This is a genomic window from Pseudomonas sp. F-14 TE3623 (genome assembly GCF_053629015.1).
Genome location: NZ_JBRJHM010000001.1, coordinates 4,649,115 through 4,664,340 on the forward strand (window position 1 = coordinate 4,649,115; position 15,226 = coordinate 4,664,340).

A 15,226-nucleotide genomic window follows, 5' to 3' on the forward strand; every position below is an offset into this window, starting at 1 on the left:
CGCCATAATTTTATAATGTCTACATTTTTATTTTTGATCGACAAAATCACATTCCGCCTTACATTTTTCGTATGACAGATGTTTAGGTATGATTGGACCTTGTCGATATCAGGAGCAGCACCTTTGAATAGCTTCGCCCCCAAGCAGAACTCTGCATTCAGCGGGTATGAGCGGCTCAAACAGGACATTATTCGTGGTGTCTTCAAGCCCGGTGAGAAGCTTCTCATGAGCGGGCTCAAGGAGCGTTATGACTTGGGGGTTGGCCCGCTGCGAGAGGCGCTTTCGCAATTGGTGGCCGAGCATCTGGTCGTGGTGATCAGCCAGAAGGGCTACCGGGTCGCGACCATGTCGTTGCAGGAAATGCAGGACATCTACGATGCCCGCGCCAACCTCGAGGCGATGATAGTAGGCTTGGCTATTGAGCGCGGTGACGACGCTTGGGAGGCGCAGATCCTGGCCCAGTCCCATACCCTGTCCAAAGTCATGGACGTGAAAACCCGAGAGCAGGTCTTGGATGTCTGGGACGAACGGCACAAGGCCTTCCACACGGCTATCGCCGCCGGTTGTGGCTCAAAACACCTGTTACAGGCGCGCGGTTATCTGTTTGATCAGGCCGAACGCTACCGCCACCTTTGGCTGACCCGGACGGTCTTCTCCGAAGAAGCCCTGGCGTTGAAACGCAAGGAACATTCCGCGCTGGTTGAAGCTATTCTGGCGCGCGATGCGCCACGGGCCAGTACCATGATGCGCACTCATCTGATGACGCCGGTGCCGATCATCACCGAGATCATGCTGGTGCAAGGAATGGGCAGCGCTGCATGAATTTGAGATCAAACGGATCGGCCGAAGCGAGCATACCCGCCCTCTCTAGCTGAAGTTCGACGACGTCTGCAAACCCTTACTTCGCGCAGCCCCCTGCAGGTTTCCCCTTGCCATGTTCCTCAGGGACAGCACTATGTGGCTATCAATGCCCTTGCCCAACACAGCGACGTAACCGTATGGCCAGAACGCATTGCCTGGATCGGAAGGTGATGGGGATGGTGACGTGCGAACGCTCTTTCTTGAAGGCTCACCATTCGCTGCGCAATGCGTTGCCAGCTGGGCAGCGGTATTCCTCAGCCTCTTCATTCCAGTGGAAGTTATTGCTCGAGAGACTGCCGTTGTTGCGCTCGGTTTTCTCCCACACCAGCCTATGCTGCTCGACGTTTTTTTCCTCCAGCATCCAGGCCAACATCGGCGCCTTACCATAGGTGGTGTCGCCGATGAGGTGTTCTGGCTTGATATCGAATTGCTCTTCAATACGCCAAGTTCAAATGGCCCCCGTGGTGACCTACACCTGTTCAGGTCAAAAGCAATTTCACACTTGACCGTCTATCAGTTCACTCACCTGGAAAATCCACTCTGGAAACGAGTAGACAACCTTCATGAAATAGCGCCTCTGAAGTGGTTGATCCGCATAAACCCCTAAGCTAAATATGAGTACGGATCGCTGTTATCGACAGCACCCTGCCCAGGTAGCCAGAACCTTCAAGGCTACGTCACTTCGCTGATGGTTCTCCCAAAGTGCGATTAGCGTTCGGTGGCTCGCACGGTGACCGTTGCTACGGTGATGAACGCCTACTGCTCTCCTGAGCGCCTTTCGAGCGCTGCTCGTGAGATAAACCCTCTTGATTTTCTTCAACCCACTGCGGGGAAATCTTTCCCCGCACAGGACAGGTTTCTTCGCGTTTTCAACGGAGACATACCATGCCCGACTCACCTACACCGGAAACACTGAACACCCTTCGGTTGCCCATCGTGTTCACCCCTGGCGCGTGGCAACGCGCAGTACTGTTCGAGCAATCCGATCACGCTGAGAAGCAGCAGGTCGATCGGTTGAGCCACGTATTGCGCGCAGCCTTCGAAGCCCACCGGGCCTATCCACACAAGCCCTACGTGCTGTTCGAGGTAATCCACATTGAACCAACCGACCACTTAGACCACGACCCGTTGCTGCAATTGAGTCTCAGCCTACTCCAAGAACCGGGTCAGCCTGGCGCCTTGCTGATAGCGCTTGCAGGAGAGGCCAACACCTAACGCACATAACCGTACTCGGCGCTCAAATCCACATCGGACAGCATGCAAGACCTGCATCAATCCACCCATCACCCAATCGGGGAACCCTCCCCGACGGGCAAGGCGTTCCTCCGTTTACTCTCGAGGAAAATGCCATGCGCGATATCTACCAAGACGTGACAGACAAGATCGTTACCGCGTTAGACCAAGGCGTTGTCCCCTGGATCAAACCTTGGTCCTCAAGTGGTTCAGCTGACGTCGGTCATCATCAACCCTACCCCATCAACGCCATCACGCGGCGCCCCTACTCGGGTATCAATTTACCGTTGCTCTGGGCCGAGGCCAGGTTGCAGGGATTCACTCAAGATCGTTGGCTGACCTTCAACCAAGCCAAAAAAGCCGGTGGGCACATCCGTAACGGTGAGCACAGCACCCTAGCGGTGCTCTACAAGCCAATGGAACGCGAAGAACACGAGTCAGGCCAACCCGTACTCGATGAAAACGGTCAGCCCAAGGTCGCTCAATTTGGCATTCTCAGGACGCATTTTCTGTTCAACATCGAGCAAACGGAGGGACTCGATACATTCAATGAAACCCTGCCCGAGACGGAACCAAGTGGTCCCCTCCAGGCCAACAGCGCTGCAGATAATCTGCTGCTAAGTTCAGGAGCACACATCGTTCATCGGCCTGCCGACGAAGCCTTTTACCACCCGATCAGGGATCTCATCCAACTGCCGACAAAAGCACAATTTCACGACGAAGGCGGGTACTACGCCACCGAACTGCACGAGCTGACGCACTGGACTGGGCATCACTCTCGGTTGCAGCGCGAGGGGGTGACGTCAGCCTATCCGTTCGGCTCGCCAGGCTACGCGTTTGAGGAATTGATCGCCGAAATGGGCGCTGCTTTTTTATGCGCCTATACGGGTATACAAGGAGAGCTGCGCCACGAGGGCTACATCGACTCCTGGCTCCGCCTGCTCAAGGCAGACAAACGCGCGATCTTTTGCGCCAGTGGTCACGCCCGAAGTGCCTCGGAATATGTACTCAATCTGGAGCAGCAACTGAAGCAAGCGGTCTTGGACGACTCACTCTGCATGCACGAGGGAGCTTAATCGCTACCTATCCGATGTAAACGCTTCACAGGGCCAACGCGAGTTGAGCCCTTTTTTCTGCGCGCAGAAAATTCCCATGCCGCGGGACTCTGACGCAATCTACAAAAGATTTGCGCACACACCCGAAGCATGCCGTTACGTATCCAGGTTCTGCGCCAGAAAATCCACCAGTTCGAGTGGACTCCGGCTGTCGATCACCTTGTAAATCAGATCGCGTTTGCTGCGCGGCAACTTCTTGACCACGCTCTTCGCCGAGGCCCTGACGGCTTCGTCGGTCCCATGGATACGTGCCGCGAGCAGCAGTACAAGCGTGGCGTCAGTAAGGTTCATGGCAAGACCCAAAAAATATGCACCGCAGTGTACCGACTCTTTTCTTTTCCGTACTAGCCCCCAACAAAACGATGTCTAGCAGAATCAATATCCCGATTGCCGCACAAAGGGACAAGAGCCAAAAGGACGGGTAAGGGTTGGAAAGGAATGGGGACTCAAGGGTAAGAGCGCTATCCGAAAAGGCTAAAAGGCCACTGACCCAACCACTTCCCGGAGGTCACGATGCTCAGTCTGTTTCGCCCCAAAAGGCAGAAGCCCCCTCCGCCGCCGACCGTGAGCGTCGCCGAAGGTTACCTGCCCATGGAGTCGGCCCACAGCTTGTTAGCAGCGGAGCACCGCCGTCAGTTGCTCGATCGCATCTGGCAGTACACCGCCCTCTCCCACGCCCAATTCACCCAGCTCTATTTAAATCCGATCCATCGCTACACCGAGCAGGTCCAGCAACTCCCGGCCAGCGAGACGCACCACCATGCGTATCTCGGCGGCATGCTCGACCATGGTCTGGAGCTGGTCGCTTGCAGTTTGAAACTGCGTCAGTCCTATCTGCTGCCCACCGGCGCCGCGCCCGAAGACCAAGCCGCCCAGACCGATGCCTGGTCGGCCGGAATCGCTTATGGTGCCCTGCTGCATGACATTGGCAAGATCGCCGTGGATCTGCTGGTCGAACGCCAGGATGGCCGTCTTTGGCATCCTTGGCAGGGTCCCCTGGATCAGCCCTACCGTTTTCGCTACCTCAAAGGTCGCGACTACCACCTGCACGGCGCCGCCGCCGGCTTACTCTACACCCAGATTCTCGACCGCCCGATCTTGGACTGGCTCAGTGGATTCCCTCAACTTTGGGCCAGTCTGCTGTATGTCCTGGCCGGTCAGTATGAACGTGCTGGCGTGCTCGGCGAGTTGGTGATTCAAGCCGACCGCGTCTCCACCGCACAGAACATTGGCGGCAACCCAAACAAGGCACTGCAGGCGCCGATGCATTCGCTGCAACATCACTTGATCAGCGGACTGCGTCATCTGGTTCAACACGAGCTGAAACTCAACCAACCGGGTGCCGCGGGATGGCTGACCCGGGACGCCCTCTGGCTGGTCAGCAAGACGGCCACGGACAAGCTGCGAGCCTATCTGCTGTCGCAATCGATTGAGGGCATTCCCTCCTCCAACATTGCTGTGTTCGACGAGCTGCAATCGCATGGGCTGGTCGAGTCGACCCCGGAAGGCAAAGCCATCTGGACTGCGCAAGTGACACAGGGAGACTGGCAGCAGAGCTTTACCTTTCTGCGCCTTCAACCGGCGTTGATTTGGGGAAGCGAAGACCGCCCCGCCGCTTTCAGCGGAACGGTGAGCGTAGCAGCCGATGACCACTCGACTGACGCTTCGGCATCACTACCAGCGCCTAAGACTGTCAGTACAGGATCGCGTCAAAGCTCTTCGCCGAAAGATCCCATGGCGATGGAAGACGCTGACTATCTCGGCACGCTGTTGGATATGTTCGAGTTGGAGGGGCCAGAGGCCAGTGACTCGCCGTCAGAAAGCCCACCCGAAACCTCCCCCCTACCATCGGATGACCCTGGTCAGGCATTCCTGAATTGGGTCAAGGAAGGCATCCTGAGTCACAAGCTGATCATCAATGACAGCAAGGCTAAAATCCACACGGTGTGTAGCAGCGTATTTCTGGTCACACCAGGACTTTTCCAACGCTACGCGCAGGAGTTTCCTGATATCTCACAGAGTGCCGATCAAGAGATCGAAGAATGGCGTTGGGTGCAGAAACAATTCGAGAAACTCAAGGTTCACAAAAAGCGTGAGAACGGTCTAAACATATGGACCTGCCAGATCCAAGGCCCCCGCAAGAGGGCAAAACTCAAAGGTTATCTATTAGGAAAAACAGAGCTGCTATTCGGAACAGTCCCTCCCGACAATCCTTTTCTCGTGCTTGACCCAGAATGAACATGCAGATATAGCAAAGCCTGCCGCCTATGGCTACAGAATGACATTAGGGCCGCACTCCTGCTATTTCAAACTGAGGTGATCAGTTAGTGATCAATCCTTTGCATCCTGCATACGTCATTGGCGCATAGACAGTTATCCACAGAAATACCCACGCTGTTTGTGGGTAACTTTTAATCTGATGCAATGGTTTTTTGAGCCCTGCACACTGCATCACATCAGCATTGTCTATTGACGCGTAAAAGACGCATAAGCTCCGTCAAGATTTCACTGCTCGAATTGAAGGTTTTGGACTCACAACCCTGATGGTTCGGGTTGCTCTCGTCAGCGCCACATACCGGTCCTTCATAGACATGTTGGTCGAATGCACAACCACGGCGTGGTCAAACTCAAGCCCCTTCACAAGAAGAGTGCTCCCGATGCAACGAAATGGCAGCCGTACGTCTCGTGGCGGGCTTTAGCCTCTATAAGCGCGGTTTGCTCATGCATCTAACAAACCCTAAGGCGCTGCTCGGCTGGATCGCTACGATGACACTTGGGCTGGGCCCGGATGCTTCGCCACAAACGGTCGCGATCATACTGGCTGGATGCGCTGTGCTTAGCGTCCTCTACTTATCGGGCTCCCGTACTCCGCTGCGTTGGCGGTGGTGGGTTTGCTGGAGTCGATGATGACTGCGACCATCGTCGATGACCTGACCGATACGTCCAGTGATAAAAGCCGCGAGTGCAAAGGTCAGGGCATCGCCAACATCACGAGCGGCCTCATCGGCGGTATGGCGGGCTGTGCAATGATCGGTCAGTCGATGATCAACGTGAGGTCTGGTGGCCGAACTCGCCTGTCGACGCTGAGCGCAGGAAGGGCACAAGAGGAAGTGGTGTGTGTCGGAGACGAAAGACACCATTCGTTGGACATGAAGTCGTCAAGGTGTGTCTAGCGGACGCTTACAGACGAAGATCAAATCACGCGAACGTAAGCACAAGGACGATGATGGTAAAGAGGAGGATGAGCCGTTTTGATCTACACCGGGAATGCTCTACCGCATGCCTACCTGCAGTGGGGCTTGATGCCTCTTCCACTGGGACACTGCTGCTAAGCTTATCCACAATTGCTGATGCAAAAATCAGCAGTCCGCCCTGGGTCAATTTTCAATCAGCGCCGAGACTAGGCTCAAGTCTTCTGATGGAAAATATCGTATTAACAAGCTGCGAATTGTATAGCGCTGGGGGGGGCATCCGACCTGATTAATATTAAAGTCGGTGCCCTCTTAACCTGTCACAGGCTACTTTCAGTAGAGAAAGAACTCTTCGTCAGGCGTCGACGAATATAACCTTTCCGGTGATGAAGCCATCAACCGAACGCTCGAAGGCTTTGCCTACTAGCGCGCCAGGGACAGGCTGGAAGCCTGGCATCATTTCCCCATATACGTCCCACGCCTCTTCCAGAACTGTAGGGTTGACCACGTTGATGCGAACCTGGCGTGGAAGCTCGTGCGCTACACACTGCACGAAGGTGTCGATGGCGCCGCTGGTGGTGGCGTCCGCGATTGCCATGGGAATGGGTTTGACATTGAGAATACCCGAAATCAGCGTAAACGAACCGCCATCGTTGATGTAGCTCAGGCCCACATTTACCAGATTGATCTGGCCGACCATTTTGCTTTGGATAGTCGTGTCCCACTGCTCATCGGTCATTTCGCTGAAGTTAGCGTATTCGCAGTAGCCAACCGTATTAACAACGGCATCGAACGGCCCGACCCTTTCAAACAGCGCCTTGATCGACGCCTTGCTGGTGATATCGACCGTGTGGTCGCAGCATATACCGGAGCGGCTGGCGGTGATGACATTGTGGTTCTTGAGGCCGGTCATAGCGGCTTGACCCATGTGCCCTTGGGCGCCAATCAAGATTACGGTTTTCATAGCAGTACCTCATTAAATCTTAGGGAGGCGATACTCTAGGCGCTCACTGATACAATGAAAATCACGACTGATTTGTATGAGATACAACTCCAATGATTGAGAAAATCGATGTCCGGCACATGCGGGTTTTGCTGCATCTCGTGCGCGAGAAAAACGTTTCTCGCGTTGCCGAGCAGCTTGAGATATCACAACAGGCGGTTAGCAACTACCTCAAGCGCATGCGTGAAGTGTTTCCCAATGAGCTGTTCCTGCGCCAGAGCGCAGGCCTACAGCCTACCGACTATGCGTACGACCTAGCGGCTAAATTCGAGAAAATACTTGAAGAGGTCGACGGCATCTTCAATTCATTCCCATTCGATCCTGCAACGAGTGAGTACGTGTTCAGGGTCATCGCAAATGAATATGCGCAACTGTCTATCATCCCGTCGCTTTCGTTGCTTATGCGCGAACGCGCTCCCAGGGTGAAACTTGAAGTCATTGACTTCAATCCCGATCAGCATGCCAAGACGCTGGCGCAAGGAGAGGCTGACCTGGTGATTGGTTTTTCTGACTACGTCGATCCTGGACTGGTAAGGAATACGCTGAGACGCGACCACTACTGCTGCGTCGCTCGGCAAGGTTCGCCGCTGCCTCGGCAGATACGGGTACTGAGCGATGTGTCTTCCCATCCTCATGTGGATTTCGCCAGTGGCGTAGGCAATCTGGGGAGCCGAGTAGATGATTTCCTTAGCGCCCAGGAGGTCAGCCGCACCGTGATCGCCACTTTGCCCTGCTACACGTCTCTGCAAGCGTTTATGCACGTGAATGACACGGTGGCCTTCGTACCCTCGGCCATTGCCGCCGCCGGGGGGTTTCAAGTGATCGATATAGATTTGTCTTCCCTAAACTTCAATGTGGTTGTGGGATGGCATAGAAGAGCTTCGGGTAGTGCATCCAGAGATTGGCTTGCCCAGGTTATTGTAGAATTACCCACGTCGCGTTAGCTCAAAATCAACCAGCCCGTACGCCCACCGTTTTTTGATATCCTGACCTAGAGTCATTATCTGACGCTGTCTCAGCCAGGGAATAGCCTGAAAACGGTGATGTAAAATGCAATCCTTACACGCCTACCGACTCAGCGAACTAGTGAAATTGATTAGTTGCTTCCGCATAAGTCAGCCCATTCAATCACGCAAGGTGTGATACCCGGATGCATACGATCAAGGCCCCTCTTGCGTTAGTTTTCGGAGGGGCTGGAATAAAATTGTTGTTCTCCCCCTCTGGTTGAGAGATCGAAAAGAGATCGCTTCTGACGAAAATAACGGGAGTTATGGACTCCCCTTCACTTGCATGCGTTTTCAACCCTGACGCAGCACTTCCAAGCCTATCTGCTCAGATGGACGAACTCTTAGATGATGATGCCAAGCTTTTGCGTGTCTGCCTTAGCGCTGTCGGCTATGAATTCAACGCTCGAGAAGTCGTCGCTAACGCAATCGGCCGCATGCTTTTACAGCGTGCAAGGGCAGACGCTTTTCGCACGAATCCGCTCCTGGTGATCCTAGACGAGGCACATAATTTCTTAGGGAAGTCGGTGGGCAGTGAAGACGATCTGCAAAACCTTGATGCGTTTGAAATGATCGCCAAGGAGGGGCGTAAGTATGGCCTGAACATCTGTCTCGCAACTCAAAGGCCTCGTGACATTACTGAAGGAGTACTGAGTCAAATGGGGACGATGTTGGTTCATCGTCTGACCAATGATCGAGATCGCGACGTCGTCGAAAGAGCTTGTGGAGAGATAGATAGGTCGGCTGCTGCCTTTCTTCCAAACCTCAAGCAAAGCGAGGTTGCCATCGTAGGAGTCGATTTTCCGATCCCCGTTACCATCCAGATCGACAGGCCCTCCCAGCCTCCGCTCTCAGATGGGCCAAGCTATCAAACTCTTTGGGGCGCTCCAGGAGTTGAAGCTTGAATGCCTAGAGTGTCAGGTTCGCCAGGGCAACTAGTGGAGAAAGCCGTCGCTAGCTCACAGCCCTTTAGATACCAAAGCTACCTAGATCCAGAATATTCGTGGAAGTAAATGTGGGAGTATTTTTTCAGACATGAAAAAGCCCAATCTTTTCAAATCGGGCTAAGTCATTGAAAAATATGGTCGGGAGGGAGTGATTCGAACACTCGACCCCTAGCACCCCAAACATGGGGTAGCTGGATACTCAAAATTTATCCGCCAGCCATGCTTGCCGGACGAATAAAAAACCCGGCGCGAGGCCGGGTTACCCAGCATCTCCAAGACGCAGCCCCCAAATGAGAGGGATGGAGAGCTGACAAGAGAGTGCGGGGGGCGAGATATTGCCAAATGATGTCATTCTGCGCAATAGAAGCCTCTTTCCGACCCGCTCCAACACTTCATGTGATTTGTGAATTCCACGCATCAGGAGTAGCCCGTGCCAGATGCACTTAAGCAAGCTGCGACATCCGTTGTCACCGCTCGAAGGCAGCACCTCAGCTTGAGCCCAGCGCGGTGCAAACGATCCGTGCAGTCACATCGAAATTCTCCAGAGTGAGCACATCGATTGGCGAACGACCTTTTAGTCGTTCATGAGGTTTACAAAGAGCGCGATAAAGCCTCCATGCATCCGCATCCGGAGACCGCATCAGCACCGCGAGAACCAACTTGTGCCGCAATGGATCAAGCTGCCAATCGGGAATGCGCTGACCACGATTACCTAGGCTCAGGGACAGTAGGCGCCGGGCCTTGATATCGCGATTGACCTGATCGCGGGATTTACCTGCCAGTCTAGCGAAGACCAGCAACGGCAAATTGCTCGAAGCCTCATAAGTGACCAGCATCTCAGCGCGCTCGCGCTGGATCTCAGACATCTGAGGTTTTTGCAGTTTTTCAGTCTGGATTGGAACGGGTACGGCAGGCGACTGTTGGGGCGCGATAAGGGCCGGTTCGTTGCTGACTAACATTTTGGGCGCCAGGACGGTCGTCGCTGGAAAGCTGCCGTTGTACAGAACGGAGTTTGTGTTCGCGTTTTCCAACGAGGGCAGCGAAGCTGCACCCTCTAAACGAATAGTCAGCGGAGAGCTTGCCGCTTTCAGCTGGCCCTGCCCCCACAGATCCAAACGGTTCGCCCAATCCTGCATCATCGTCCGACGCTGCTCGACGTATTCTGCGTGATTGTAGGCCGCACTCACCTTGTCCGGGTCGGCATGAGAAAGCTGAGCATCCACCCATACCTTCGGGTATCCGATCTCGTTCAGCGCCGTCGAGATCGTCGCCCTCATGCCATGACCGGTGAGTTGATCAGCGTACCCCATCCGGCGTAACGCTCCATTCAGAGTGTTCTCGCTGATGCGCTTGCTCAGGTCGCTTCGATGCGCAAATAAGTAACGCTGTGCCGGGAGCACCTGGTCCAGCAAGTGACGCACTATCTCCAGCGCCTGAACCGACAGCGGGACGATGTAGGGGGGTATGTTTGAGACCTGCTTCCCTGGCTTACGCATCGCTAGCTGGAGTTGTTTCACCACCTCCGCGGGTATGATCCATAACCGCTGCTCCAGATCGAACTGGTCGGGTGTCGCCAAGCGCAGCTCGCCCGTGCGGACACCGGTCAGCAGCAACAATCGAAGACCAAGGCGTGTTTGGTTTGCGCCACCGTAGTTTCGAAGAGCAGCCATCAATGCAGGGAGCTCGTCCATACGAAGAAATGGATTGTGCGCAACCGGAGGCTTGGGTAGTGCGACAACATCGAGGTCTGAAGCCGGATTGTGTTCCAGCCCCTCGATCTTCACCAGCGCATAGCGGAACAATTGATTGAACCAGGTCCGACATTTTTCGGCTGTGGTTAAGGCCTTGCGCTGTTCGATCCTGCTCAGCAAATTCAGCAGATCGTGACGATTGATATCGTAGACGGACCGCTCTCCAAGCGAAGGCAGGACGTCTTTATTGAAGATTCTTAAGATTTGCGAGAGCGTGCTCTGACGGCCTTCCTTCAGGCTCAGCCTGCGGAAATCCACCCACTGATTGAACACGGCCTCGAAGGTATGCTCTGCCGCAAAACGAACAGCGCGACGCTGCTGTTTACGGTGTTCATAGGGGTTGATGCCTTGAGCAACCAAAGCACGCGCTTCATCACGTCGCGCTCTGGCTTCTTTGAGGCCGATTTGCGGATAACTACCCAGAGACATACGCTTCTGCGTGCCCGCCCAGTAGTACCTGAAACGCCAGATTTTTCCGCCCTGAGCCGTCACATTGAGCGCAAGCCCATCCGTGTCGCCTAACGTGTAATCATTACCGGTGATTCGGGCGTGCCGAACGGTCATATCCGAGAGTGCCATCGCGAGCTCCTGAACAGAGTCAGGGCCAGATGCTCATCTCGCGATCCAAGCTGATCCAGCAACAAACCGATTCAGTACTCATCCAAATTCAAGATTCCCATCGGGACTTAAATCGGGACTTAAACGCACCGGATAGTGCAGGATTTCAGTGGTTCCCGCCGGAACGAAAAAAGGACCCGAAGGTCCTGATTTCAATCACTTACAGAATTCAGTGGAACTCTGCAGCGCAATATTTGGAGCGGGAAACGAGACTCGAACTCGCGACCCCGACCTTGGCAAGGTCGTGCTCTACCAACTGAGCTATTCCCGCGTCTTGGTGATGCGCATTCTATAGAATCCACATCCCCCGTCAACCCCTTGATTCAAAAAAGTTTTATTTCTTTTCCACGTCCGTCTTCAGATGCGGCCAGGCAGCCCGCAAGTATTGGACCATGGACCACAATGTCAGGCCAGCGGACACCAGCAGCAAGGCGTACCCCATCAGGACCCAGAAGGTAAAGTCGGAAGGGTTGGCCAGCAGGATCACCAGCGCCAGCATTTGCGCGGCGGTTTTCCATTTGCCCAGGTTCGACACCGCTACATGGGCGCGGGCACCGAGTTCGGCCATCCACTCGCGCAGTGCCGAGACGACAATTTCGCGACCGATGATGACGGCGGCCGGCAGCGTGAGCCACAGGTTGCCATGCTCTTGCACCAGCAGAACCAGGGCAACGGCGACCATCAGCTTGTCCGCAACAGGGTCGAGGAAGGCTCCGAACGGTGTGCTTTGTTCCAGACGACGGGCTAGATACCCGTCGAGCCAGTCGGTCGCGGCGGCAAATGCAAAGACCGAGGCAGAAGCCAAATAGCTCCAGTGGTAAGGCAAATAAAACAGCAAAATGAAGATCGGGATGAGCAGGACGCGTAGAACGGTAATCAGATTAGGGATATTCATCGGCACAACTGGCTACGAGGTGAGTTGGGCATTCTACTCGCTGTGCAGATTTGCATAAATCAACTCTGCGAGCTTTTTGCTGATTCCGGGTGCTTTGGCGATCTCTTCGATGCTGGCACGAGTCAGCTCCTGTAATCCACCAAAATGTTTCAACAAATCGCGTCGACGTGTCGGTCCGACGCCGGCAACGCCCTCAAGTGTAGACGTGCGGCGAGTTTTGCCACGACGTGCGCGGTGCCCCGTAATGGCGAAACGGTGCGCTTCGTCGCGGATCTGCTGGATCAGATGCAGCGCGGGGGAATCGCCGCGCAAGGTGAATTCATGGGCCGCGTCGTTGAGGTACAGGGTTTCGAAACCGGCCTTGCGCGTCGCGCCCTTGGCCACACCCAAGAGAATCAGGTCTGGCACAGCCAGTTCGTTAAGCACATCACGGGCCATGGACAGCTGACCTTTGCCGCCGTCGACCAGCAGGATATCCGGCAACTTGCCCTCGCCGTCCTTCAATTTGCTGAAGCGTCGGGTCAGGGCCTGGTGCATCGCGGCATAGTCATCGCCCGGCGTCACGCCCTCAATGTTGTAGCGACGGTAGTCTGATTTGATCGGACCTTCCGGGCCGAACACCACACAGGACGCCACCGTGGCCTCGCCGCTGGAATGACTGATGTCGTAACACTCGAGACGTTGCGGCGGCTCGTCCAGTTTCAGCACTTCGGCCAGGGCATCGAAACGTGCCGCAACGTGTTGCCGGTTAGCCAGACGTGCGCCCAGCGCTTGCTCGGCATTGGTGACCGCCAATTGCTGCCAGCGCGCTCGGGTGCCGCGAACTCGATGGCTGATGGTCAATTCGCGACCGCGCAGCTCTTCGATGGCTGCGATCAGGGTCGGAAAGTCTTCGTGAACCACGTTGACGATCAGCTCGCTCGGCAAGTCGCGCTCGGGACTGCTGATGAAATATTGACCGAGGAACGCTGCCATGACTTCGGAAACGTCTTCCTCGATACCCACCTGCGGAAAGAAGTTCTTGCTCCCCAACACCCGGCCACCGCGCACGCTGATCAAGTGCACGCAGGCGCCACCTGGATTGACGAACGCCGCAATCACATCGATATCGCCCGTCCCGCCTTCCATGCTCTGCTGGTCCTGGACCCGACGCAGCAATGAGATCTGGTCACGCAGCTCGGCGGCGCGCTCGAACTCGAGGTTAACCGCCGCTTCCTCCATGGCCGCAGACAACTCGTCCGCCAGGGCATTGCTGCGACCTTCAAGAAACATTACCGAGTGGCGTACATCTTCGGCATACACCTCGGGCTCCACCAGCCCCACACACGGCGCCTTGCAACGCTTGATCTGATATTGCAGACAAGGTCGAGCACGGTTCTTGTAGAAGCTGTCTTCGCACTGACGAACAAAAAAAGCCTTTTGCAGCAGACTGAGGCTTTCGCGAATCGCCCCTGCGCTGGGATAAGGGCCGAAATATTTGCCCTTGGCCTTTTTCGCGCCCCGATGAATGCTCAAGCGTGGGAACTGGCCATCCGAGAGAAAGACGTAAGGGTAGGATTTGTCGTCGCGCAGCAGGATGTTGTACGGCGGACGCCATTCCTTGATCAGCGTCTGCTCAAGCAGCAAGGCTTCGGTTTCGTTGGCCGTGATGGTGGTTTCGACCTGGGCGATACGGCCCACCAGCGCGGCGGTCTTGGGGGCAAGACCGGCTTTGCGGAAGTAGCTCGCCAAGCGCTTCTTGAGATTTTTGGCTTTGCCGACATAAAGCAGCCGCGCATCGCTGTCGAACATGCGATAGACGCCCGGCCGCCCACTGACCGTCGACAGAAAAGCACTTGGATCGAAGATTTCAGTCATTTTCAGAGGCTGGCATCAACCATGCCGTGACGAACCGCCAACAGCGTCAACTCGACATCGCTGCTGATCGAAAGCTTCTCGAAAATACGGTAACGGTAGGTATTCACTGTTTTTGGCGACAGGCACAGTTTGTCGGAAATGATCTGCACCTTCTGACAGCCGACAATCATCAACGCAATCTGGATTTCCCGCTCCGACAAGGCGTCGAAGGGCGAATCATTGGTTGGCTGGAACGACTTGATCGCCAGTTGCTGGGCAATCTGCGGGCTGATGTAGCGTTGCCCGGCAAATACCAGGCGAATGGCCTGGACCATTTCCGGCAGTCCGGCGCCCTTGGTCAGGTAACCTGCGGCACCTGCCTGTAACAGCCGGGTAGGAAACGGATCTTCTTCGCACACGGTGACCGCAACGACTTTGATGTCCGGATGACTGCGCAATAATTTGCGCGTGGCTTCAAGACCGCCGATCCCGGGCATCTTGACGTCCATCAGCACCACATCAGGTTTCAACTCACGCGCTTTAAGCAGGGATTCCTCCCCTGACTCAGCCTGGCCGACTACTTGCAGGCCATCGATGTCAGCCAGCATTCGTGTAATGCCTGTACGAACGAGATCATGGTCATCGACTACTAGCACCCTAATCAAGCAGACACCTCGCGATTTGGTCTTATTGGGTTGTCGGACACCTTAGCAAAAAGCAACTGGCAGACCTAGCGGCAAGCCGCATATAAAAAGTGTCAATTCTTCTTGCG

12 protein-coding genes, 1 tRNA gene and 2 pseudogenes are annotated in these 15,226 nt (G+C 55.1%); 7 read left to right on the top strand and 8 right to left on the bottom strand.

Features of this window, described 5'->3' with window-relative positions; all coding sequences use genetic code 11:
• Window positions 1-78: 78 nt before the first annotated feature.
• Entirely contained in the window at window positions 79-822 is a 744-nt protein-coding gene (gene csiR, locus AB7M29_RS21505) for a DNA-binding transcriptional regulator CsiR (protein ID WP_454247894.1), read from the top strand.
• A 250-nt stretch (window positions 823-1,072) separates the two neighbouring features.
• Here the strand turns inward: csiR and AB7M29_RS21510 are convergent.
• A pseudogene (locus tag AB7M29_RS21510) lies at window positions 1,073-1,303 on the bottom strand (IS5/IS1182 family transposase); the annotation flags it as partial.
• Window positions 1,304-1,746: 443 nt separating this feature from the next.
• Here AB7M29_RS21510 and AB7M29_RS21515 point away from each other — a divergent pair.
• The gene (locus AB7M29_RS21515; protein WP_454247895.1) at window positions 1,747-2,076 is read left to right on the top strand and encodes a hypothetical protein; all 330 of its coding nucleotides are present in this window, start codon (window positions 1,747-1,749) and stop codon (window positions 2,074-2,076) included.
• A gap of 134 nt (window positions 2,077-2,210) precedes the next feature.
• Window positions 2,211-3,170, top strand: a complete 960-nt coding sequence (locus AB7M29_RS21520) for an ArdC family protein (RefSeq protein ID WP_454247896.1) — start codon at window positions 2,211-2,213, stop codon at window positions 3,168-3,170.
• A gap of 135 nt (window positions 3,171-3,305) precedes the next feature.
• On the opposite strand, the gene AB7M29_RS21525 is transcribed toward AB7M29_RS21520, so the two are convergent.
• Window positions 3,306-3,500, bottom strand: coding sequence for a DUF7740 domain-containing protein (locus tag AB7M29_RS21525; protein WP_020300924.1), 195 nt, complete (start codon window positions 3,498-3,500; stop codon window positions 3,306-3,308).
• Window positions 3,501-3,722: 222 nt separating this feature from the next.
• Between AB7M29_RS21525 and mobH the strand changes: the two genes are divergently transcribed.
• Together mobH and AB7M29_RS21535 are read left to right on the top strand one after the other, a co-directional pair.
• Window positions 3,723-5,447, top strand: a complete 1,725-nt coding sequence (gene mobH, locus AB7M29_RS21530) for a MobH family relaxase (RefSeq protein WP_454247897.1) — start codon at window positions 3,723-3,725, stop codon at window positions 5,445-5,447.
• A 608-nt stretch (window positions 5,448-6,055) separates the two neighbouring features.
• A pseudogene (locus AB7M29_RS21535) lies at window positions 6,056-6,310 on the top strand (SulP family inorganic anion transporter); the annotation flags it as partial.
• Between the two features lie 445 nt (window positions 6,311-6,755).
• On the opposite strand, the gene AB7M29_RS21540 reads toward AB7M29_RS21535, so the two are convergent.
• Complete coding sequence (locus AB7M29_RS21540; protein ID WP_454247898.1) at window positions 6,756-7,364, bottom strand: short chain dehydrogenase; 609 nt, start codon at window positions 7,362-7,364, stop codon at window positions 6,756-6,758.
• A 92-nt stretch (window positions 7,365-7,456) separates the two neighbouring features.
• Here AB7M29_RS21540 and AB7M29_RS21545 point away from each other — a divergent pair, with 92 nt between their 5' ends.
• Both AB7M29_RS21545 and AB7M29_RS21550 read left to right on the top strand, forming a co-directional pair.
• Window positions 7,457-8,347, top strand: a complete 891-nt coding sequence (locus AB7M29_RS21545) for a LysR family transcriptional regulator (protein ID WP_454247899.1) — start codon at window positions 7,457-7,459, stop codon at window positions 8,345-8,347.
• 392 nt (window positions 8,348-8,739) lie between these two features.
• Window positions 8,740-9,312 (top strand): ATP-binding protein, encoded by a 573-nt coding sequence (locus AB7M29_RS21550; protein ID WP_454247900.1) that lies wholly within the window; start codon window positions 8,740-8,742, stop codon window positions 9,310-9,312.
• Window positions 9,313-9,842: 530 nt separating this feature from the next.
• On the opposite strand, the gene AB7M29_RS21555 is transcribed toward AB7M29_RS21550, so the two are convergent.
• The 5 genes from AB7M29_RS21555 to gacA form a co-directional block, all read right to left on the bottom strand.
• Window positions 9,843-11,684: a tyrosine-type recombinase/integrase gene (locus AB7M29_RS21555; protein ID WP_454247901.1), complete on the bottom strand. Its 1,842-nt coding sequence runs from the start codon at window positions 11,682-11,684 to the stop codon at window positions 9,843-9,845.
• Window positions 11,685-11,918: 234 nt separating this feature from the next.
• A tRNA-Gly gene (locus AB7M29_RS21560) sits at window positions 11,919-11,994 on the bottom strand.
• 63 nt (window positions 11,995-12,057) lie between these two features.
• Window positions 12,058-12,618 (bottom strand): CDP-diacylglycerol--glycerol-3-phosphate 3-phosphatidyltransferase, encoded by a 561-nt coding sequence (pgsA, locus tag AB7M29_RS21565; RefSeq protein WP_052964322.1) that lies wholly within the window; start codon window positions 12,616-12,618, stop codon window positions 12,058-12,060.
• A 33-nt stretch (window positions 12,619-12,651) separates the two neighbouring features.
• A complete protein-coding gene (uvrC, locus tag AB7M29_RS21570; protein ID WP_123722400.1) occupies window positions 12,652-14,475 on the bottom strand; it encodes an excinuclease ABC subunit UvrC in 1,824 nt (607 codons plus the stop codon).
• A 2-nt stretch (window positions 14,476-14,477) separates the two neighbouring features.
• Window positions 14,478-15,119 (bottom strand): response regulator transcription factor GacA, encoded by a 642-nt coding sequence (gene gacA, locus AB7M29_RS21575; protein WP_008015884.1) that lies wholly within the window; start codon window positions 15,117-15,119, stop codon window positions 14,478-14,480.
• Between the last annotated feature and the right edge of the window lie 107 nt (window positions 15,120-15,226).

Bases quoted from the DNA above. Each gene is read 5' to 3' on its own strand.
- uvrC (WP_123722400.1), bottom strand. From the start codon at position 14,475: ATGACTGAAATCTTCGATCCAAGTGCTTTTCTGTCGACGGTCAGTGGG.
- AB7M29_RS21540 (WP_454247898.1), bottom strand. From the start codon at position 7,364: ATGAAAACCGTAATCTTGATTGGCGCCCAAGGGCACATGGGTCAAGCC.
- mobH (WP_454247897.1), top strand. From the start codon at position 3,723: ATGCTCAGTCTGTTTCGCCCCAAAAGGCAGAAGCCCCCTCCGCCGCCG.
- pgsA (WP_052964322.1), bottom strand. From the start codon at position 12,618: ATGAATATCCCTAATCTGATTACCGTTCTACGCGTCCTGCTCATCCCG.
- AB7M29_RS21545 (WP_454247899.1), top strand. From the start codon at position 7,457: ATGATTGAGAAAATCGATGTCCGGCACATGCGGGTTTTGCTGCATCTC.
- AB7M29_RS21520 (WP_454247896.1), top strand. From the start codon at position 2,211: ATGCGCGATATCTACCAAGACGTGACAGACAAGATCGTTACCGCGTTA.
- AB7M29_RS21555 (WP_454247901.1), bottom strand. From the start codon at position 11,684: ATGGCACTCTCGGATATGACCGTTCGGCACGCCCGAATCACCGGTAAT.
- AB7M29_RS21550 (WP_454247900.1), top strand. From the start codon at position 8,740: ATGGACGAACTCTTAGATGATGATGCCAAGCTTTTGCGTGTCTGCCTT.
- AB7M29_RS21515 (WP_454247895.1), top strand. From the start codon at position 1,747: ATGCCCGACTCACCTACACCGGAAACACTGAACACCCTTCGGTTGCCC.
- csiR (WP_454247894.1), top strand. From the start codon at position 79: ATGTTTAGGTATGATTGGACCTTGTCGATATCAGGAGCAGCACCTTTG.
- AB7M29_RS21525 (WP_020300924.1), bottom strand. From the start codon at position 3,500: ATGAACCTTACTGACGCCACGCTTGTACTGCTGCTCGCGGCACGTATC.